Source organism: Nautilia lithotrophica, from assembly GCF_054656815.1.
The window spans coordinates 440,579-461,126 of record NZ_BAAHXN010000002.1 but is presented as its reverse complement, the minus strand read 5'-3'; the positions used below and the strand labels follow the sequence as shown (position 1 = coordinate 461,126).

General features: G+C 32.0%; 23 protein-coding genes. 4 read left to right on the top strand and 19 right to left on the bottom strand.

Translation table 11 applies throughout. The features are described from left to right. Nucleotides 1–2: 2 nt before the first annotated feature. Together ACYQ19_RS06950 and ACYQ19_RS06945 are read right to left on the bottom strand one after the other, a co-directional pair. Nucleotides 3–863 carry a peptidylprolyl isomerase gene (locus ACYQ19_RS06950; RefSeq protein ID WP_459978710.1) on the bottom strand — a complete coding sequence of 287 codons (861 nt, stop codon included), beginning with the start codon at nucleotides 861–863 and terminating at the stop codon, nucleotides 3–5. A 60-nt stretch (nucleotides 864–923) separates the two neighbouring features. Then, nucleotides 924–1,640 carry a YebC/PmpR family DNA-binding transcriptional regulator gene (locus tag ACYQ19_RS06945; RefSeq protein ID WP_459978709.1) on the bottom strand — a complete coding sequence of 239 codons (717 nt, stop codon included), beginning with the start codon at nucleotides 1,638–1,640 and terminating at the stop codon, nucleotides 924–926. A 126-nt stretch (nucleotides 1,641–1,766) separates the two neighbouring features. On the opposite strand from ACYQ19_RS06945, the gene nth reads away from it, so the two are divergent. After that, nucleotides 1,767–2,411, top strand: a complete 645-nt coding sequence (gene nth, locus ACYQ19_RS06940; protein WP_459978708.1) for an endonuclease III — start codon at nucleotides 1,767–1,769, stop codon at nucleotides 2,409–2,411. Here nth and ACYQ19_RS06935 read toward each other — a convergent pair whose 3' ends face one another. The 12 genes from ACYQ19_RS06935 to rpoD are packed head-to-tail and all read right to left on the bottom strand — an operon-like array spanning nucleotide 2,412 to nucleotide 12,043. Further along, nucleotides 2,412–3,083, bottom strand: coding sequence for a class I SAM-dependent methyltransferase (locus ACYQ19_RS06935; protein WP_459978707.1), 672 nt, complete (start codon nucleotides 3,081–3,083; stop codon nucleotides 2,412–2,414). Next, nucleotides 3,073–3,690 carry an ATP phosphoribosyltransferase gene (gene hisG / locus ACYQ19_RS06930; RefSeq protein ID WP_459978706.1) on the bottom strand — a complete coding sequence of 206 codons (618 nt, stop codon included), beginning with the start codon at nucleotides 3,688–3,690 and terminating at the stop codon, nucleotides 3,073–3,075. The genes ACYQ19_RS06935 and hisG overlap by 11 nt, the downstream gene beginning before the upstream one ends. After that, entirely contained in the window at nucleotides 3,687–4,298 is a 612-nt protein-coding gene (locus tag ACYQ19_RS06925) for a type III pantothenate kinase (protein ID WP_459978705.1), read from the bottom strand. Before ACYQ19_RS06925 ends, hisG begins: the two co-directional genes overlap by 4 nt. Continuing rightward, a complete protein-coding gene (locus ACYQ19_RS06920) occupies nucleotides 4,285–4,608 on the bottom strand; it encodes a hypothetical protein (RefSeq protein WP_459978704.1) in 324 nt (107 codons plus the stop codon). The genes ACYQ19_RS06925 and ACYQ19_RS06920 overlap by 14 nt, the downstream gene beginning before the upstream one ends. A gap of 2 nt (nucleotides 4,609–4,610) precedes the next feature. Beyond that, complete coding sequence (locus ACYQ19_RS06915) at nucleotides 4,611–5,438, bottom strand: tyrosine-type recombinase/integrase (RefSeq protein WP_459978703.1); 828 nt, start codon at nucleotides 5,436–5,438, stop codon at nucleotides 4,611–4,613. After that, nucleotides 5,431–6,438, bottom strand: a complete 1,008-nt coding sequence (locus tag ACYQ19_RS06910) for a hypothetical protein (protein WP_459978702.1) — start codon at nucleotides 6,436–6,438, stop codon at nucleotides 5,431–5,433. Before ACYQ19_RS06910 ends, ACYQ19_RS06915 begins: the two co-directional genes overlap by 8 nt. After that, entirely contained in the window at nucleotides 6,435–6,992 is a 558-nt protein-coding gene (locus ACYQ19_RS06905; protein ID WP_459978701.1) for a tetratricopeptide repeat protein, read from the bottom strand. Before ACYQ19_RS06905 ends, ACYQ19_RS06910 begins: the two co-directional genes overlap by 4 nt. 2 nt (nucleotides 6,993–6,994) lie before the next feature. After that, nucleotides 6,995–7,903: a tetraacyldisaccharide 4'-kinase gene (locus ACYQ19_RS06900; protein ID WP_459978700.1), complete on the bottom strand. Its 909-nt coding sequence runs from the start codon at nucleotides 7,901–7,903 to the stop codon at nucleotides 6,995–6,997. Nucleotides 7,904–7,909: 6 nt separating this feature from the next. Further along, nucleotides 7,910–8,701 carry an NAD+ synthase gene (locus ACYQ19_RS06895; RefSeq protein ID WP_459978699.1) on the bottom strand — a complete coding sequence of 264 codons (792 nt, stop codon included), beginning with the start codon at nucleotides 8,699–8,701 and terminating at the stop codon, nucleotides 7,910–7,912. Further along, the gene (locus tag ACYQ19_RS06890) at nucleotides 8,702–9,601 is read right to left on the bottom strand and encodes a hypothetical protein (RefSeq protein ID WP_459978698.1); all 900 of its coding nucleotides are present in this window, start codon (nucleotides 9,599–9,601) and stop codon (nucleotides 8,702–8,704) included. Between the two features lies 1 nt (nucleotide 9,602). Continuing rightward, on the bottom strand, nucleotides 9,603–10,226 hold the full coding sequence (locus ACYQ19_RS06885) for a hypothetical protein (protein ID WP_459978697.1): 624 nt from the start codon (nucleotides 10,224–10,226) through the stop codon (nucleotides 9,603–9,605). 2 nt (nucleotides 10,227–10,228) lie between these two features. Then, nucleotides 10,229–12,043 carry an RNA polymerase sigma factor RpoD gene (rpoD, locus tag ACYQ19_RS06880; protein WP_459978696.1) on the bottom strand — a complete coding sequence of 605 codons (1,815 nt, stop codon included), beginning with the start codon at nucleotides 12,041–12,043 and terminating at the stop codon, nucleotides 10,229–10,231. Nucleotides 12,044–12,179: 136 nt separating this feature from the next. Between rpoD and flgF the strand changes: the two genes are divergently transcribed. Beyond that, nucleotides 12,180–12,965, top strand: a complete 786-nt coding sequence (gene flgF, locus ACYQ19_RS06875; RefSeq protein WP_459978695.1) for a flagellar basal-body rod protein FlgF — start codon at nucleotides 12,180–12,182, stop codon at nucleotides 12,963–12,965. A 206-nt stretch (nucleotides 12,966–13,171) separates the two neighbouring features. Next, nucleotides 13,172–13,960, top strand: coding sequence for a flagellar basal-body rod protein FlgG (gene flgG / locus ACYQ19_RS06870; protein ID WP_459978694.1), 789 nt, complete (start codon nucleotides 13,172–13,174; stop codon nucleotides 13,958–13,960). Between the two features lie 60 nt (nucleotides 13,961–14,020). Here the strand turns inward: flgG and ACYQ19_RS06865 are convergent, their stop codons facing one another. Continuing rightward, nucleotides 14,021–15,259 (bottom strand): Y-family DNA polymerase, encoded by a 1,239-nt coding sequence (locus tag ACYQ19_RS06865; protein ID WP_459978693.1) that lies wholly within the window; start codon nucleotides 15,257–15,259, stop codon nucleotides 14,021–14,023. A 213-nt stretch (nucleotides 15,260–15,472) separates the two neighbouring features. Between ACYQ19_RS06865 and ACYQ19_RS06860 the strand changes: the two genes are divergently transcribed. Next, nucleotides 15,473–16,090, top strand: a complete 618-nt coding sequence (locus tag ACYQ19_RS06860; protein ID WP_459978692.1) for a S24 family peptidase — start codon at nucleotides 15,473–15,475, stop codon at nucleotides 16,088–16,090. Here ACYQ19_RS06860 and ACYQ19_RS06855 read toward each other — a convergent pair. The 4 genes from ACYQ19_RS06855 to ACYQ19_RS06840 are packed head-to-tail and all read right to left on the bottom strand — an operon-like array spanning nucleotide 16,080 to nucleotide 20,491. Beyond that, nucleotides 16,080–17,297: a glucose-6-phosphate isomerase gene (locus ACYQ19_RS06855; protein ID WP_459978691.1), complete on the bottom strand. Its 1,218-nt coding sequence runs from the start codon at nucleotides 17,295–17,297 to the stop codon at nucleotides 16,080–16,082. The genes ACYQ19_RS06860 and ACYQ19_RS06855 overlap by 11 nt on opposite strands. An 18-nt stretch (nucleotides 17,298–17,315) precedes the next feature. After that, the gene (aat, locus tag ACYQ19_RS06850) at nucleotides 17,316–18,038 is read right to left on the bottom strand and encodes a leucyl/phenylalanyl-tRNA--protein transferase (RefSeq protein ID WP_459978690.1); all 723 of its coding nucleotides are present in this window, start codon (nucleotides 18,036–18,038) and stop codon (nucleotides 17,316–17,318) included. Further along, a complete protein-coding gene (gene clpA, locus ACYQ19_RS06845; RefSeq protein ID WP_459978689.1) occupies nucleotides 18,035–20,197 on the bottom strand; it encodes an ATP-dependent Clp protease ATP-binding subunit ClpA in 2,163 nt (720 codons plus the stop codon). The genes aat and clpA overlap by 4 nt, the downstream gene beginning before the upstream one ends. Next, a complete protein-coding gene (locus ACYQ19_RS06840; protein WP_459978688.1) occupies nucleotides 20,198–20,491 on the bottom strand; it encodes an ATP-dependent Clp protease adaptor ClpS in 294 nt (97 codons plus the stop codon). It lies immediately after the preceding gene. Nucleotides 20,492–20,548: the final 57 nt, after the last annotated feature.

Sequence of the window (20,548 nt, the reverse complement as noted above, 5' to 3'; positions counted from 1 at the left end):
CCTTATTTAACTTTAATATCAACTTTTGAAGAATCTTTAAGTTTTTGGATCTCTTTTTGAAGTTTTTCTCTTTTTAGATATTCAATGATTTGAAGTTTAACTTCATTTAGAGGCATATAATTTTTCTCATTTTTCTCTTCTACTAAAATTACATGATATCCGAATCTTGTTTTAACCGGTTTTAGGGTAAGTTCACCCGGTTTCATTTTATTTACAGCTTCCGCAAATGGCTGAACCATCTGTTTAGGATCGAACCATCCAAGTTCACCTCCGTTTACTTTCGTAGGTCCAGTTGAATATTTTTTAGCGAGTTCAGCAAATTTTTCTTCAAGAGCTTTACCTTTTAAACCTTTAAGTTCGTTAATAAGTTTTTCAGCTGTTTTTTCGTCTTTTACAACTATATGTCTTGCTTTAACTTTAGGTGTAGTTTTGAAATAAATATCTTTGTTTGCTTCATAAAACTTTTTAACTTCTGCATCAGAAATTTTCATAGTATTAAGTTTTTGTTTAAGCCAGTAATCAACTGCCATTTTTTTAACAAGCGCCTGAAATTGAGGTGTTTTTTCAACTTCTTTAGCTTTTTTATATAAAACCATAGTATCAACATATTGTTTTACAAACTGACCAACATGCTGAGCCGGAAGATCCTGAAGTCTGATTCTGTTATCAGCCGTCATTCCCTGTAAAAAGTTATTAATATCTTTAACAGTAACTTTTTTACCATCAATAGTCGCAACCACAGTATTATCATTTAAACCTTTCATAGGTTTTCCAGTTATTGCAGCATTTCCCATACCACCTTGCATTCCAGGAAATGCAAATGCTGCTGCCGCTATTAATCCGCCTAAAACTATTTTCTTCATAAATTCTCCTTATTTTTTAATTTTATTAATTGTATTTGTTTAACGTTAATTTTATCTTAATTAAGCCATGTTATGAATAACATTTTGAACATCATCAAGTTCTTCTAATACTTCTATAAGTTTTTCAACTTTTTCAGCTGTTTCATCATCAACTTCGCTCTCATTTGTAGCCACAAGCTGAACGTTACTTTCAATAATTTCAATTCCATCAATATTATTTACCGCTTCTAATACATTATTAAACTCTTCAGGTGCCGTTTCTATTACCAACACCTCATCAAGTTCTTTTATATCTTCTGCACCCGCTTCAATAGCTGTTTCCATAACTTCGTCGTCTTTATCGCTTCTGTTTACGACAATTACACCTTTTTTTTCAAACATCCAGGCAACGCTTCCGCTGGTTCCCAAGCTTCCGCCCGCTTTTTTGAATGCGTGTCTGATTTCCGCAACGGTTCTGTTTTTATTATCGGTTAGGCATTCCACCATAATAGCTACACCGCCTGGACCATACCCTTCATAACTCACTTCGCTTAAAGTAACCCCGTCAAGATTACCCGTAGCTTTGTCGATTGCTCTTTGAATATTTTGCATTGGCATTGAATCTGCTTTTGCTCTTTCAATTGCAAGTCTTAAAGCCGCATTTGTGTCAGGATTTCCGCCGCCCTGTCTTGCAGCGGTCATAATAGCCCTAACATGTTTAGTAAAAATTTTACTTTTTTTAGCATCTTCTTTTGCTTTTATATGTTTTACTTTAGACCATTTATTATGTCCAGCCATAATTCTCCTTTGCTAAAATATTTGTTATTATACTATAAAATAGTCGTGAAGTAGCGAAGTTTAGAAGTTGTTAAGTGGGAAAGTAAAATGTATCGTATGATATAATTACTAAAAAAAAGGAATTTAATGGTTTTAAGAAAACCTGAAGAACTTGAAGAAATTAAAAGACGTTTTTTGAAGCATTATAAAGGTTCTCAAACGGAGCTTAATTATAAAAACGATTATGAACTTTTAATTGCAATTATTTTAAGTGCACAATGCACAGATAAAAGAGTTAATATGATTACTCCTGAACTTTTTAAAAAATACCCGGATATCAAATCACTGGCATGTGCAAATATAGATGATGTAAAAGAAATTATAAAATCATGTTCTTTTTTTAACAATAAAGCAAAAAACATTATAGAAATGGCAAAAATCGTTCGAGATAAATATAACTGCAAAATACCGCATGAGCATAAAGAGTTAATAAAACTGCCGGGAGTCGGAAACAAAACTGCAAACGTGTTTTTGATAGAACTGCACGGTGAAAACAGAATGGCTGTTGATACCCATGTATTTAGAGTGGTTCACAGACTCGGAATTACTGATGCTAAAACGGTTGAACAGACTGAAAAAGATTTGATTGAAGCGTTCAAAACAGATTTAAACGAGCTTCATCAGGGGTTTGTGCTGTTTGGACGCTATATCTGCACTGCCAAAAATCCAAAATGTGAAAAATGTTTCGTTCCGGATTTTTGCGTCAGTAAAGAAAGCTTCAAAGCAAAATAATTATTTCTCAAACACCAAAATCCATTTTTCTATTTCCCCGCTTCCGTATAAAGAAACGGGAATTTTGTTTATTAATTTCATACTGGTAAATTTACATAATTTTTCCACGCTGTGATAATACTGAATTATATTTGCCTGAGATTTTTTATAACAGCCTTTATCATTTTCAAAAAGTGTAATTTCTGTCGTTAATATATCATCCTCAAAATCGGAATATAAAACCCCAAACCTGTTTTCGTCTTCAGCTTTCAGTGTTCCGATAGCCAGATCGTTCATTGCAAAATAACTATTTGCATCAAAAATAAAATATCTTTCTACAACATTTTCCACACATTCAAAAAATTTTATTAATTCTTTATCATTCATATAATTAATGACATCAAATATTGCTACAGCCGCATCAAATTTTTCATTCATATCACAAACATTTTTTACTTCGCAGTCGCATTTACTTTTGGCCCTTTCAATCTGCGTCCTGCTTAAATCGATTCCTTTTACTTTCAAACCGCTTAAATTTGCAAGTTCACAAAAATCGCCGCTTCCACATCCGATATCCAAAACGTTTTTTACATCAAGATTAATAAGAATGGATATAAATTTACTCCATAAAATATGAGCCGCTTCTTTATCTAAAAAAAGATCTTCAATCTTCCCATAAAGTTCAAGCCCCATGAACCGCCTTTACTTTTTCAAGAATATCAATAATTTTTTCTTTTTTCTCAATAAACGAATTTTTGTTTGCTATCAGTCTTGCACTTGAAGTCATAATAACTTCTTTTTCTTCAAGTCCGTTTTCTTTTAGTGTATTTCCGGTTTCCACGATATCAACTATTACATCGCTTAATCCCACAAGAGGTGCAAGCTCTATTGATCCGTTAAGTTTAATTACGCTTGCAGGTATGCCTTTTTTGGAAAAATATTTTTTGGCTATGTTTTGAAGTTTGCTTGCCACTATGATTTCGGTTTTGTCTTTATAACTTTCATCATTTTTTATGCCTGCAACACTCACACGACATTTTCCAAGTCCCAAATCCATAAGTTCCAAAACATCACTTTCAAGCTCTTGTAAAACATCAAATCCAACAACCCCTATATCCGCCGCCTGATTCTCAACATATACCGCTACATCCCAGTTTCTAACATTTAGAAAAGTAAAACCCGCTTTTTTTAATATCAGCTTTCTGTTTTCGAATTCAAAATCCTCATTAAAGATTTTTTTAAAAATTCCTAATACCTCATCGGCTATCCTACCTTTTGGCAAAGCAATCGTCAAACTCATTTTTTCTCCATTTCTTTAATTGTAATCAACATACCTCTAAATACCAGATCTTCAATATATTCGGCATTTGAAAACATCTTTGATAAAAATTTTCCGTCACTTCCGGTAAAAAAAAGATTTTTTTCTTTTGCATATTTTTCAATTATGCATTTAATCGCCCCTACACTTCCCATATTAAGGGCATCATTGGTAGAGTTTGGTAATTTTTCATCAGTAATTATTTTTTCATTTAATTTTAAAACTTCTGAAATTGTACCAAAAGCTTTTTTAAATGCATAAATACCCGGCATTATAATTCCGCCTTTATGAAAGCCTTTTTGCATTATATCAATCGTTATTGCACTTCCCGCATCCACAACCACTCCATCAATTATACTTTTGCAAGCCATAATTCTGTCAATTCCAAGACCTTTATAATCGGTATCAAATTTTACATAATCTTTAATGTTGACGGCTTTAGGATTTAATGCCAACAATTCCAGCTCTTTTTGCCTATTTACAGAAATATAATAAACATCATCTTTAAAACTCTGAATCTTTTTAAAATGATTTATTTTTCCGTCTTGCCAAATATGAAAATGTGTGTTACCTATATCAACCAGCACCATTGATTATTTTCCAATCACTTATTTTTTCTTTTGCTTTAGAGCAAATCGGCCCGTTTAAAATTAATATTTTCTTTTTGTATCTGAAATTTATCTCTTTTGGCATAAATTCATACAAAACATCAATATCTTTGCTTAAAAACCTGCTTTTTTTCTCAAGTTTTAAAACAAAGCAGTATTCGTTTTTTAAATTCACACCCAAATACGCTTTTAATCTTTTTCTTGTATTTAATTTAATTTCATTTAGTTTTTTGCAAATAATATTGTTTTTTCTAAGAAGTTCTATTAAATCTTTAAATTTTCCATTTTCCATTTTCAATTTTCCATTATTTCAAGAGGATGGTATTTTAAAACCGTATCTTTTAAATTCTCTTTTTGAATATGGGTATAAATCTGTGTGGTGTTTAAAGAAGCATGCCCCAATAATTCCTGAACCACTCTCAAATCTGCACCGCCTAGCACTAAAGCCGTGGCAAAAGAGTGTCTTAACACATGAGGTGAAACGTTTAAATACTTTTTGGTTATGTTAAAAGCGCTGATTCTGCTTAAAGGTTTGCAGTTTTTGTTTACAAACAGATATTCGCTCTGACATGGTCTTTTTTTTAGATATTCATTTAACGCATCCAGTGCCGTTTTGGCAATAGGGACAACCCTTTGTTTCTCACCCTTTGCCATTTCTACTTTTACCCAGCCGTTTTCTATATCGCTTATTTTTGCATTTAATGCTTCACTGATTCTAAGCCCCGTTGCATAAATAAAAAGTATCAAAGCTTTATCTCTTAAATCAAACCAATTGTCATTTTTAATATTTTCAACCGAACTTATAATTTCTTCTTTTGTAAGAAATTTTGGAAGGTTTTTCGGTATTTTGGCCTGTTTTATTTTATGTTTCGTATCACTTATACCACGCTTATATGCATAATCAAAAAAAGAATTGATGGCACTTAATTTTCTGTTTAAAGAGCGTTTGTTTTCTATTGAGGAAAGAAAGGAGATTATATCCATATTATCCGCTTCGACTATCGGTTTTTTTATAAACTCTTCAAATTGAAGCAAATCCCTTTTATAAGCTTCATATGTGTTTTTACTTACCCCTTTGTTAATCTGCAGATATTCCAAAAAAGCTTCGAGATACCTACTCAATCATAAAAACCTTGTCATTATTGTATATTTTACAGCCTTCGAGCTTAAGTTGTGCATCCGAACTTGTATCAAAATCATTGCCTTTATATACTATAACATTAAGATCAGGCGTGATTTTTATCAAATATCCGCCTCTTTCAACACTCCAGATATTGCCTTTACAAACGCTTGGCGCAAAAAAACTAGCAAAAGGTAGTTTTATTTTTTTAATTTCTTTAAGATTGCTGTCAAGTTTTATAATACTACCATCTGCCGTAAAAATATAAATAAATCCATTATTGTCAATAATATGCTTAATATCAGCCTTATAATCAATTAAAAAAGACGGATTAAACAATACAAGCTTGGATGGTGTGGCCATAAAAAGCTGGTTATTTACTATTTTTAGAAAAATCACATTATCATTAAACTGATTTTGAGAAATATTCAAGCTTCTTATATAATTTCCGTTATCAAGTTCTACAACAGCGACACTACCGCTAAGCATCGGATATAAAATCAAATCTTTATAAAACAGAGGCTCGGCATGCAGATATCTTACACTCAAAACACTATCACCCTCAAATATAAATTTCATTTTTTTATCTTTTAAATCATAAAGCCCGTATTTGCCGTTTTCAAAAACAACTGCAACATTATTTTCTTTTTTTGTTGCGCCAAATATTAAAAAAGGAAGTTTATATTCCGTTTTCTGTGAAATTACATACAGCTTGTTTCCGTTTACAGCCAAATCGTTATTTACTTTTATAAATTTTCCTAAATAATTGCCTTTTTTGTCATAATAAACTTTTTCAACTTTAATTCCGTCATCTAAAATATCTTTTTTAGGAACATATTTTAGTTTCAGTGTTGAAAATGTTAGGGTGTTTTTTGTATACTCGCTTAAAGTTTTATAATAATTTTCGGTTTTCAGTTTTTTGGTTTCTGTTTTTTGCGGTTCATAAACTTTAACACTACACCCCGTAAAAATAATAAAAAAAATCAATAATAAATATCTCATTTAGCAATCCCATAATGAAGTAAAAATTTTGCAATAGCTGCAAACTCTGAATTAGGTGTTATTTGAGCATATATTTCTTTGGCTTTTTTGCGGTTGCCCTCTTTTAAATAAATTTTAATTAATGCCACTCTTACTGGATCTTTTAAAATTTTATAATCAGGATTTAAAAGATAATTTTCAAGAGAGTTTTTATCTCCTTTTAACATCGCTATTTTATAGGCGGCGATTGCTTTTAATTCAGGTGCGGTAATTTTTTGCAAATCTTCAATTTTATCGCTTTGAAGAAGATATACCTGATAAAGATTTTCATTTGATTTTACTTTTTCAAGGGCGGCTTTATCGTTAGGGTTTTGCATTAACGTATCAAAAGCATTATTTGAAGAAATCAGTTTTTGAGTTTGAATATACCCATATACGGCATTTCCTATTAATATTAAAGCTGCAATAGTTACACCAGCTATTATCTGTTTTTTATATTTTTTTATAAATTTTTCCAGTTTAAATACTTTTACTAAAAGTTCTTCTTCCTGTTTTAGTTTTTCTTTAATCTCCACTTTCAGCCTTTTTTATGTAATTTTACCAAATATTGCTCGATTTGATTTAAAATCTTTTTATTAATCTCAACATTTAACTCAATCACTTTTAAATCAAGGTTAAATTCTTTCAGTTTTACATAATCTTTCATTGTAGTAACTATTGTTTTGTTTTTAAATGTTTCAATATCGTCATATGAAAAATGATAATGGTCAGGGAAAAATTTATGAGGCATTTTGCAATACTTAAGTAGTCTTTGAGGTTTTGATATTGCTGAAACGAGTATATCGCCTTTAGGACATTTTACAATTCTTTTATAATTCTTACCTTCTTCCAATACCAAATCGGCAAAACGAAGGGCGAGTCTCGGATATCTGTAACCACCCGCGGGTATGCAAAAAGGATTTTTAATTTTTTGATCAAGCACTATATTGAGTTTTTTAAATGGCTTGTCAAATCCGTCATCAAGAATAACAAATCCGGCACCTAATTCTTTAGCTTTTAAAATCCCCTCTTTTCTGTCTTCACTTGCAATCACGAGCGCTTTTGTTTTAAGTGCGATTTCCATAGCTTCATCACCGCTTGTTTCCACATCCGTTTTAATATTACCCCATTCGCCGACAACGACAAGCCCTTTACTCTTTCTTCCATAACCTCTTAATACAACGGCAGGCCTGTATTTTTCAAATTTGTTAGCCAAAGCGATAGAAAATGGTGTCTTACCGCTACCCCCAATTACAATGTTTCCCACTGATACAATAGGAATACCCAAATCTTCCAATTTTCTCGGAAACTTGAAATGAATTACAGTCATATAAATTAAAGAAAAAGGAAGTAAAAGAATGATTAAAGGCCAGTGATACCATTTCGGATAAAAAAGCATTTCTTCAAAAAAATTATGTAGCCGAATTTTCCATTTTCCATTTTCCATTTTAAATTAAAGCTTCACGTCTCTTTCATATAAAAAGTCATGCGTTATCGTTCTGCTTTTAAGTTTGGCAATGATAGGCATCTTTCTTTTAAATTGGTTAAAATAAACTTTTTTTAATACAAACTCCACCAAATCCTTGTCATATTTTTCAAGAAGTTCTTTTTTTGTAGCCCTGTTATCGACAAAATCAATAAGAACCGGATCAATCTGAGAATAAGCATATCCGAGTTCTTTTTCGTCACTTTGCCCTTGCCACAAATCCGCACTTGGCGGTTTGTTTATTATTTCTTCAATTACGCCTAAATATTTCGCAAATTCAAATATTTCCGTTTTATAAAGATCCCCTATGGGATTTAGTGCACTTGCCAAATCTCCAAAAAGCGTTCCGTATCCGAGTAAAAGCTCGCTTTTATTACTCGTTCCGATAACCAGCGCACCAAGTTCTGCACTTTTATCATATAATATTGCCATTCTCATACGTGCCGAAAAATTACCAAACCTTACTTTATCATCGATAGGATACGCTTCAAGTAAAGGTGCAATTGAGATTATTTCATGCTCAATATCAAACTTTTCACAAAGTTTCAGAGCATCATCCACGCTTGATTTACTTGAATACTGGGAAGGAAGTAAAAAAGCTTTGAAATTTTCCCCAAGAGCCTTTTTGGCAAGGACGGCCACAACGGCGGAATCAATTCCCCCGCTTAAACCGCATATACCCTTTTTAAGCCCGGTTTTTGTAATCTCTTCTTGTATAAATTTAATCAAAAATTTTTCAATAAGTTCCCATTTTTTCAATTAATTATCCTTTAAGACAATATTTTCACACATAAATGTTTTAGAAGAAGTAAAATAACCTTTTAAATCAACAGATATCTTTTTTTGTTGAAAATAATAATCTCTGATTTGTTTAAAATCTCTTTCATTTAAACATTTTATTATAATCACTCTATTTTTATCCACTTTAAAAGATAAATTTTTTTCATCCAAACTTCTAAGTTTTAAAATGTTAATATGAATAATAGTTTTTTCTTCTGCTCTTAGTTTTTTATTAAATGAAATAATTTTTTTAATATTTTCTTTAGAAAAAACAAATTTTTCTTCTTTTACATAAATCTCTATTTTTTCCAAATCTTTGATTTTTTCTAACTCTTCAAGTTTTGAAAAAAGTTTTTCCTCTAATCTCATATTAGTCATTTTAGATAAAAAATTAATAGTAATTTCTCTATTAATCTCATCTAAAACTTCTACACTAAAACTACCTACAGACTTTTTTAAAGGAGGTTCATAAGTTTTATTATTAGAAGATTTAAAAAGCTCTATAAAAAACTTTGAAATTCTATTATCGTTTGTTTGAGATATTATATGCGGGTGTAAAGATTTACCAACAGCTCTTAATTTGAAATAATTTTTATAATTTTCTTCTATAACTATTTCATATCCTAATTTTTCAATTTCCTTAAAAAGCGTATCTAATGAATCTATTTTTTTTATATCTAAACTAGATCTATTAAATTCATAATCATTAAAAATTTTTTTCTCATTTTTTAAATTAATTTTTCCTTTTTGTAATAATTTTTCAATACTACTTTCAAGTTCAATTTCATCTTTTACTATTCTATAATTATTTAAATCAATAAAAAATCCAATAAAAACATCCACACCGTAAAATCTTAAAACTACTTTATATTCTTTCATTTTAACTCACTTTTTGATACATAGGTATAGATTTTGCAATATTTTGTTTTTCTAAAAATTCTCTAAAACCTTCTAAATGCATTTGTTTAATATTATCTAAATTCATTTTTATTATATCAAAAGCATTAAAACCTTTTGTAACCAAAAACTCTTTTAATAGTTTATTTATATACTGCTTATCCATTTCATCAACAAATTTAAAACCTAACTTATACCAAATAAAACTACTTTCAACAAAAGAATTCAACAAAACATAATTAAACCCTAATTGAAAATAGATTTTTCTTTGTCTGTTAAAAATCTTTTTTACAATACCTTTTTTTCTATTGTGTAAAGACAAATTTATATTGCCTATTGCAACAGATTTTATACTGGAGATTTTAAAAAAATCCTTATGAAAACAACAATTGCTTAAAATAGATTGATTATTTTTTATAACATTTAAAAACATACTTTGAGCTTCACATTGATCATCAAATGCAATTTTATAAACATTATTATCGTCTCCTATATACCAATCCAAAGCATTAGGAGCAGGCAAATCACATTCGTTTCTTTTTACATCAATAAAAAACTCAGGAGAATAAATCTCCTCTTCTTTTTGAATATCAATTAAACAAGCCAATTTTAACTTTCAATATAATTTTTCAAAAACTTTCCGATGTTAGGGTGTCTAAGCTTCTTAATGGCACTGCTTTCGATCTGTCTTACCCTCTCTCTTGTTACATTAAGGGCTTTTCCGATTTCTTCAAGAGTTCTTTCACTCTTATCAGGCATCAGACCGAATCTCATTTTAATAACAGCTCTTTCTCTTTCGTTTAGCTGTTCTAAAATCTCTTCGATATGTTTTCTAAGATCCTCGTTTACAACTTCTTCATAAGGGTTCGTAAATGTTTTATCCTCGATAAAATCTCCGAATTTTCCGTCTTCTTCTTCTCCCACAGGAGCTTCAAGAGATACCGGCTCTTTTGAAATTTTTAGAATCTGTTTTACTTTTTCGATAGGCATTTTCATCTCTTTGGCAATTACTTCCAAAGACGGCTCTTTACCTTCTTCCTGAACATATTTTCGGACTATTTTATTAATCTGATTAATGTTTTCGATCATATGTATAGGAATTCTAACCGTCCTTGCCTGGTCTGCAATGGCTCTTGAAATTGCCTGTCTGATCCACCAGGTCGCATATGTTGAAAACTTGTATCCTTTTTCAAACTCAAATTTGTCAATCGCTTTCATAAGCCCGATATTACCTTCCTGGATCAAATCAAGGAAAGGAAGCCCCCTATTTGTATATTTTTTAGCGATACTTACAACGAGTCTGAGGTTCGCCCTTGCCATTTTTTCTTTGGCTTCCGTTGTAATTTTTTTACCTCTTTTTAGCTGTTCTAAAATAACTTCAAGTTTTTCAGGCTCCATTCCGAACATATTTTCACTGGCTTTTTTAGCTTCTACAAGTTTTTTGATATCCATATAAACGTTTACCATCGTGTGTTCAGGCACCATTGCTGCAATATCTTCTTTGCTAAGCTCTGTAATCTTGCTTAGAATTTCTTTATGAAGTTTTCTTAGCTGCTCGTTAAATAACGGCAGTTTATATTCTTTTTTCTTAAGTTCTTTTTCAAAATCTTTGTCGCCTTTAAGAGCGGTTTCAACCGTTTTAACTATTTCATTGATAAGTTTTGACGTGTAACCTAGTTCGTTAAGTGCTTCTTTTACTTTTTTCTTTTTAAACGTTAGCTGCAGGATTTTATGAAGTCTTTCAAGCTCGTCCATATCTTTGGCGTTAATTACCTGGTCATATTCATCAAGCACTTTTTCCCACTCTTTTTTTGCTTTTTCTAAATTTTTAAAAAGTTCATTGATTCTTTTTTCACGGATTGAAATTTTTTTCTGTCTTTTTCCTTCTTTTGATTCTTCATCATCAACCTCTTCTTCATCAACAAAGTTTTTGAAAAGTTCTTTTACTCTTCTTTCTCTGTTAAGTAGAGGTTCTTTGTATTTAAGAACAAGGTCTATTAAAAACGGAATCGAGCAAATTGCATCAAGAATAATCTCTTCACCAAGCTGAATTCTTCTGAATATTTCAATCTCTTCGTCTTTATCCAAAAGAGGAATATGACCCATTTCCCTTAAATACATTCTAACAGGACTATCGGATCTGCTCCATTCTAGAAGTTCTTTATCTTTTAAAATATCTTCTGCAAGCTCTTCTTTTTTTCTTTCTCTCTCTTCTTCATTTTTAACAACATCTTCAAGGTTTTTAAGTTTGGCAACTTCCGCTGCCGTCATAAGTTTAATGTTGTTTTCTTTTGCGGCTTTTAAAATCTCTTTGCTTTGTGCCTTTGTAGGAACTTTTGGTAAAATGTTAACGATCGTTTCGTAAGTAACTATTCCGTTTTTATTGGATTTAAAGAGTTTTTCGAGTTCTTTTGGCAATGCCATCAATGCTCCTTTTATTTGGATGAGTAGTGTGCAATGGATAGCAAACTATCAATTGCAAACCGCTCATTTTAAGAGTGGAATTATACTAAATTTTTTTGGAACGCTTATTGCTTAGCCTTATAAAAAGGCCTAAAGCATGATTAATGGTTATTATGACGCCACAGGTGCAATGGTCACCCAATTCAATAGGCTAAATGTTATATCAAACAACCTTGCAAATGTCAATACTGCAGGTTTCAAACAGGACGATATAATAATCGGCGATTTTGAAAGATTATTTAGTGAAAAAAGAGATGAACTTCCCCTAGAAAATAATACAAAAGAAGCGGCAAAATTTATTAATAGAAATCTTAATAAAGTTCCGATTGTTGTAGAAGAATATACTGATTTTAATATAGGTGATTTGCAAAAAACCTCAAATCCTCTTGATGTTGCGTTGCAAGAAAAAAATCAGTTTTTTACTATTGAAACACCTGGTGGTGAAAAACTAACAAGAGCAGGTAATTTTAACCTAGATGCAAACGGATACCTTGTTACCAAAGACGGCTTTAAAGTCCTTGATAATAAAAACAATCCTATTCAACTAGCACCTTCTTACCCTGTAACGATTGACAAAAATGGAAATATTTATCAAAACAATGAAAAAATTGCTACATTTAAAATAGTAAGAATAGATAATTTAAATACTTTAAAAAAAATAGGTAACAATATGTTTGATTATATACCTGAAACTGCCGTTATTGACTCTAATAATTCAACACTTCAGGGATTTTTGGAAAAATCAAATGTAAACCCTATCCGAGAAATGACCAATTTAATAGAAACAAACAGACTGGTCGAGCAATATCAAAAAGTTATGACAACGTTCATGGATGATTTAAATAGAGATGCAATTGAAAAACTCGCAAATGTAAGAGCGTAAAATTATTGAAAATGGAAAATGTTTCAATGTAAAATTAAAATTTAGATAAGCGGTGCCAGACTAAGCATAATATTCATAACCTTAATAACCCATATTCCAATTAACCATAACAAACTTCAATAACTTTAATTAACTTTAACAATCTGGCAACATTTTTGGAATGGATTTTGCTTTTCTGAATAAGATTTTATTAAAAAGGATTTAAAATGGTAAGAAGTTTATATACCGCCGCTACAGGGATGATGGCACAGCAAATGCAAATAGACGTCGTATCAAACAATATTTCCAACGTAAATACAATAGGATACAAAAAACAGCGTGCGGAATTTGCGGATCTTTTTTATCAGACAATGGAATATGCCGGAACATCGACTTCTACAACGACCCAATCACCCACAGGTATAAATGTAGGACTTGGTGTTAGACCTACTGCAGTTACAAAAATTTTTTCTCAGGGGAATTTTAAAGAAACAGGTAATAATCTTGACGTTGCAATCCAGGGAGACGGGTTTTTTCAAGTTCAACTGCCTGATGGAAGAATAGCATATACAAGAGATGGTGCTTTTAAACTTGATTCGGAAGGCAATATAGTAACAAGTGATGGTTACAAATTGGTGCCAAATATTACACTGCCTGCCGATACTGTTCAAATATCAATTGGAACAGATGGAACCGTTTCAATTCTTGAAGCAGGACAAACCCAAATGCAACAAATTGGTCAAATACAAATAGCAAAATTTATAAACCCTGCAGGACTCCACTCTTTGGGCAGTAATCTTTACATCGACACTACAGCTTCAGGTGACCCGATAGTGTCAACCCCTGGACTTGATGGAACAGGTGAAATTAGACAAGGTTTCGTTGAGATGAGTAATGTTCAGCTTGTGGAAGAAATGACTGATTTAATTACAGGACAACGTGCTTATGACGCTGCAAGTAAAGCAATTGTTACAAGCGATGAAATGCTTCAGACTGTTAATAATTTAAAAAGATAATAAGTAAAAGAAGTAAGAGCAAGTAAGAAAAGTGAATAGAAAAAGTAAGAAAAGTAAAAATTAAATAATTTCAGAAGCGGTAATTAAAGCCGAAAGGCCGAATTTGCTTCTGAGTTTATAAACCGCATCTTCCAATTTTTCCATTTTTTTATCCGTTTGATAATCAAAAAGATTACTTACTTTTTTAAATTTTGAAACGCTCATTCCAATTGATACAATATAATCATCCTGAATATCAGCCCTGTAAAAAAGCAGTGTCATAATCTCTTTAAGCAGAAGTTCATTGAATATTCTGTGAACAGCAATATGAGCCTTTGATTTCTTGGAATGTTTGTATTTTATACTTAGATAATAAAAAGTTGGATTGACTTTTCTTTTTTTAACCAAAAATGAAAGATACCTGCAAAGAACGCCTATTCTTCTTACAATCTCACCCCTGTCATATATAGGATCAAACCTTCTTGAAATTCCTATGCTTTTTCTTTCACTTTTTTCCACAACCTCTTCATTATCTGTTCCGCATACTCTGTTGTAAAGCTGAATTCCATTTTTACCCCATGAATAAAAATATTCCCTCTCTCTTTTAACATCACCTAAAGTCAATATTCCTTTTTCTTTTAATCTTTTTTCTATTCGTTTTCCTATTCCGGGAAATTTTTCAATAGGAATATTTTCAATAAATGCATCCACATTTTTTACGACTTTAATTCCGTTTGGTTTTGCAAAGGAAGTCGCAAGTTTTGCGCTCCATTTGCTCTTAGCCGCACCTATCGACACAGGCAAGCTGAATCTATCCCAAATATCCTCTTTTAAATTGTTGATAAATTCATATACTTCACTATCATCCACCCAGCCTTCCAAATCCCCGAAAAATTCATCAATACTATATTGTTCCACCACTGGGATTTTCTTTTTTAAATACAGCTTAAGCTTATATGACAACAGATGATAAAGCTTGTAATCAGGCGTTAAAACCTTTAATTTCGGATAAATTCTAAGAGCTTCGGCCAAAGTTGTTCCCGTTTTTATCCCAATCTCTCTTGCTTCATAACTCGCCGTTACGACTATTCCCCTTACCCTGCCGTTTTCTAAAAAATAGCTTTTGTCATACTCTTCATTCCCCACAATCAAATCCCCCGTAAAAGCACCTTCGTTAAGATTAAAAAGCTTTGTTTTTTCGTTTTTAAATATTTCTTTATCGTTTCTTTTTACAACTACTACCGGTTTATTCAAAAGCGTTTTATCATCTATCCTGTGGGCAGATACGAAAAAGCAGTCCAAATCCAGGTGAATTTTCATATTTATCCTTATAAAAGAGTTGTTAAAGTTTTTGCACTTATTAGATTGGTGAGTTATTTAAGTTTTAAAAAAAATCACCAATCCAATAACTATCCAACCTTAACTAACTAAAAACCATAAACCTTATTATCTCAACAACTTTCTTCTTGACACAAATATTAACAAATCGATATAATATTGAAGCTTAAATTAACAAATTGTTAAGGAATATTAATGGAATTTGACAAAATTATCGAAAAAATAAAAGATATTCTTTCTTTGGAAATAGGCAACAGAAAAGTTTTAAATAAAGACGTGGCAAAAGCTTTGGGAATTACACCGGAACACCTCTCAATGCTAAAAAAAAGAAACAAAATCCCTTTTGAAGAACTGGCATATTTTTGTGCAAAAAGAAAAATATCCCTTAACTGGATGTTATTTGACCAGCAGATTGAAAACATAGCAAAAGAAACTGAAAAGTTTGCAAAAATAAGATATTTCAAAGACATAAACGCAAGTGCCGGGGGCGGTGCTATTAATTTTGAAGAAAATTACGAAATTTTATACATAGACAAAAAAATCATCGATAAAGACCTTGATGCAATAAACGTAATCGGAGATTCGATGGAACCGACAATAAAAGACGGAAGCATAATTTTTATAGACAGAACCGATAAAAACATTCAAAACGGAGGTATTTTTGTAATCTCTACACCCGCAGGCGTTTTCGTAAAAAGAGTAAATTTAAGAAGTGACGGAAAAGTCGAGCTTATTTCCGATAATAAAATATATCCAAGCGAAATAGTGGAAGAAGCGGAAATTGTCGGAAAAGTAATAAAAATTATGAATTAAATTTTGTTTTTAAAATTGCTTTACCAAGTTCAACACCCGGCTGATTGTATGTATTTATCTCAAATAAAGCCCCAACCGCCGATGTGAGCAGTTCATAATAAACAAGAAGCATGCCTACATTTTCCTCATTTAGTTTTTCAAGGACAATCTCGTCCACATCTATACCGCTTCTTATAATACTCTCTTTTGTGGCGTCACACTGGGCGTTTATAAGCTCATTAAACGTATATCCGTTGACAAAATCCGTTTTTTCCAAAAAAGGCAGGGAAATATTGGGAATTTTTAATGAATTTTCAAAATTTTTAACCTTTATAAACGTAACGGTTTTATCCCTTGGTCCTTCTATCAGAAGCTGAAGAAAAGAGTGCTGGTCTATTGAGCCTAAAAGTCCTATCGGTGTAAGCCCTACCCTTTGACCTTTTTTATTGATTTTTCCAAGGCTCTCACCCCATAACTGCACATACCATTTATTAAATTCATCTAAAAGTGAAGAATATGAAAAAACCACGTTCATTTTATAACATCTGCTTCTTTCATACAAAAAAGCGGCTTTTCTGATAAGATGCCATTCGTTTTTACTGAAAAAAGATTTAAAAAAATCAGCCGCGCCTTTTAAAATTTTTTTTACGTCAAATCCCGCAAGATATAAAGGAACAATACCCACGGCACTGAAAACAGAAAATCTGCCCCCTACGTTTTGAGGAATATTGAATACTTGTATTTTATACTGCTTTGCAAACTTTTCAAGTGAGGATTCAGGGTCGGTAATTATCATTATTTTGTCTTCTTTAAAATCAAGCTCAAAATAATCGATAACCGCTTTGAAAATGGAAATTGTCTCTATTGTAGTTCCTGATTTGGAAATAACTAAAAAAAGAGTGTTTTGTTTGTCAATTTTTGAAAACTGGTTTTTTAGTTCAATAGGATCGGTGTTTTCTAAAAACACTATCTCTTTTATATTTTTATAATTTGATTTTAAAAGCCTATATACGGCTTTTGTCCCTAAAGAAGAGCCGCCTATACCTATTACCGCAATTTTTTCAAACGCCATATCAATTTGATTGAGTTCTTCAAGAAGTTTTAAAGAGTTTTCAGGAAGATGGTAATATCCTATATTTCCGCTTTGTTTTTCTTTTACTAAAGAATTAAATGCAAATTCTTCCAAATTTTTGTTTTCATAATCATAATATACATTAAATTTAAGCATCAATTCCTCCGCCCAATACTATTCTTCTATCTTCAAACGGATTTCAGGTTTGATTTCATTAACTTTACTATATCCGCTCGCTTCCCATATCATCGGAATAAATTCTTCTTTTTTATACACTTTTCCGCCCATACTTGCCAAATGTTCGCTTGGGACCTGGCAGTCTATAAACTCTATTCCGTTTTGTTGCAATATATCACAGAAATATATAAGTGCAAGCTTACTTGCATCCGGCTTTAAGTGAAACATACTCTCACCGCTGAAATATTTATTAATCGCCACTCCGTAAAAACCGCCTACAAGCTCACCTTCATAATAACTTTCAACGGAAAGAGCAAATCCATAATTATGCAAAGCGCTGTAAGCTTCAATAAACCCGTCTGTTATCCATGTGCCGTTTTCGTGTTTTCTTTTTACGTTAGCGCAGTTTCTGATTACATCTGAAAATCTGGTGTTTATTTTAAAATCCCATTTAGGGCTTCTTAATTTTTGTAAAAGTTTTTTGGTTGTTTTTACCTCATCGGTTTTTAAAAGCATTCTTTCATTTAAAACAAACCAGTGATACATTCCTTCATCATCCTGATACCAAGGGAAAAAACCTTTAGAATATCCTTCTAAAAGCCTTTTTGGGAAAAGATCGTAACTCGCCCCTACAAATCCTTCGTCAAAAGGTTCATACGGATCCGGAAATTCAAAATCGTCAAGAAGGTAAAGAGGAGGGTTTTCGTTTACCTTTATCATTTATTGACTTTTAAATTGAATTTATCCTTAACATAATCCACTTTCACTTCTCCTCCCCCTTTTAAATCCCCGAAAAGTATCTCATCACTTAAAGGTTCCACTATGTTTTCTTCAATAATTCTTGCAAGCGGACGAGCTCCGAGTTTTGGCGAATAACCTTTTTTTGCCAGTGCGTTTTTAGCTCTTTTTGTAAGAGTCAGTTTTACTTTTTTGCCGCTTAGTTTATCCTGCAGTTCGTTTATAAACTTATCAACCACCATCAATACGCTCTCATGTGATAAAGGTTTAAATCTTACAATCGCATCAAGCCTGTTGATAAATTCCGGTGCAAAAAACCTTTCAATCGCCTCTTCTTTAAATTCGCTGAATTCCTGTAAAAACCCGGGGTTATTACCTTCCCCGACACCCAAATTACTTGTCATAATAAGCACAACGTTTCTAAAATCTGCCTTTCTTCCGTCATTATCGGTTAAAGTCGCATTATCCATTACCTGAAGCAGAATCTGAACGATATCGGGATGTGCTTTTTCTATCTCATCCAATAACAATACCGTATGAGGATTTTTTCTTATTGCTTCTGTTAAAAGTCCTCCTTTTTCATATCCTACATATCCCGGAGGCGAACCTATAAGTTTTGCAACCGAATGTTTTTCCTGATATTCGCTCATATCAAATCTTAAAAAATTAATGCCGAGTATATTTGCCAGCTGTTTTGCAATTTCAGTTTTACCAACCCCCGTTGGCCCTACAAACAGAAAACTTCCGATAGGCTTGTCTTCTCTTGTAAGCCCCGCTTTTTTTCTTTTTATAACTTTGACAAGCTCTTTTATAGCCGTATCTTGCCCGAACACTTTTGCTCTTAAGCTGCTTTCAAGGTTTTTAAGTTTTTCTATTTCGTTGTTGCTTGCGCTCTCTTTAGGAATATTGGCGATTTTTGCGACAATTCCTTCAATATCGCTTTTTGTAATGAGTTTTTTGCCTCTTAATTTAAATTTTGCCCCCGCTTCGTCTATAAGGTCAATCGCGCTGTCAGGCAGAAATTTTTCCCTTAAATATTTTTTAGCCAAGCTTGCCGCGCTTTTAAGTGCTTCTTCCGAATACCTTACGCCGTGAAATTCTTCATATCTGCTTTTAAGTCCTTTTAAAATTTTAATGGTATCTTCAATGCTTGGTTCTTTAACGTCTATTTTTTGAAACCTTCTGTTTAGGGCTCTATCTTTTTCAAAATGGTTTTTATATTCTTCATACGTAGTAGCACCTATACATCTGATCTCACCTTTTGCAAGGGCTGGTTTTAAGAGATTCGCCACATCCATACTGCTGCTGCCTGCCGCCCCGGCACCCACAATCATATGAATTTCGTCGATAAACAAAATAGGCTCTTTTTCTTTTTTAAGCTCATCAAGTATGGTTTTCATTCTTTTTTCAAATTCACCCCTGTATTTGGTTCCCGCAACAAGAGAACCTAAATCCAAAGAATATATTTTTTTGTTTTTAAGCTGTTTTGGAACTTTGTTTAAGGCTATTTTTTTGGCAAGCCCTTCTACAATTGCCGTTTTTCCGACTCCCGGTTCTCCCACAAGCACCGGATTGTTTTTCTTTCTTCTTGAAAGAACCTGCATAACCCTGTCTATTTCTTTTTCTCTGCCTATTACGTCATCGAACTCTTTAGCTATCGAAGTAAGCTCGGTCGTAAACTCTTCAAGGGGTGAATTTTTTTTGCTTTCTTTTTTCTCTTCTTTTGTTTCGGTTATATATTCTACAATTTCCACTTTTTCTATTCCGAATTCTTTAAGCAGCTGATTTGTGTAACTTGTCTCATCTTCAAGAAGAGCCACAAAAAAATCTATTTCATCAGCTACATTTTTTCTAATACCCTGAATGTGGTTTATCATTCTCTCAGTCGCTCTGTGAAAAGAAAGAGTTTCTGTAGGTGTTACACTAAGAGGGACTTTTTCAATATATCTGTCAAGATAATAATCAAGTCCCCTTCTTACATAATCAACATCAACACCCACATCTTCAAGTAGAAATCTTATATTTTTATCTTTTAATAAAATATAAAAAGCGTGATCTACCGTTATATATTCATTTTGTCTTCTTTTGGCTTCGTTTACTATTTCATTAAATATATTTCTTAAATTTTCTGTAATTTGCATCTAAACCTCCTCCATTACTGCTCTTAACGGATACCCTGCCTGACGTGCCAGGGTATGCGTTTTTTCTATTTTAACCTGTGCGATTTCGTATGGGTAAACCCCTACGGCCGCACTTCCCTCCCTGTCAACTTTTAAAGTGATATTAATTGCTTCTTCTTCACTTTTGTGAAACACACTTTTAAGTATTTCAATTACAAAATCGAATGTAGTATAATCGTCGTTTAACAACATCACTTTATAAAGTTTAGGCATTATAATTTCAACATCGTTTTCAACAACCGTTTTGGTTGGCATTATTATCCTTTTTATAATTTATATGTTTATTTATTATATCAAAAAAGAGAAAAATTA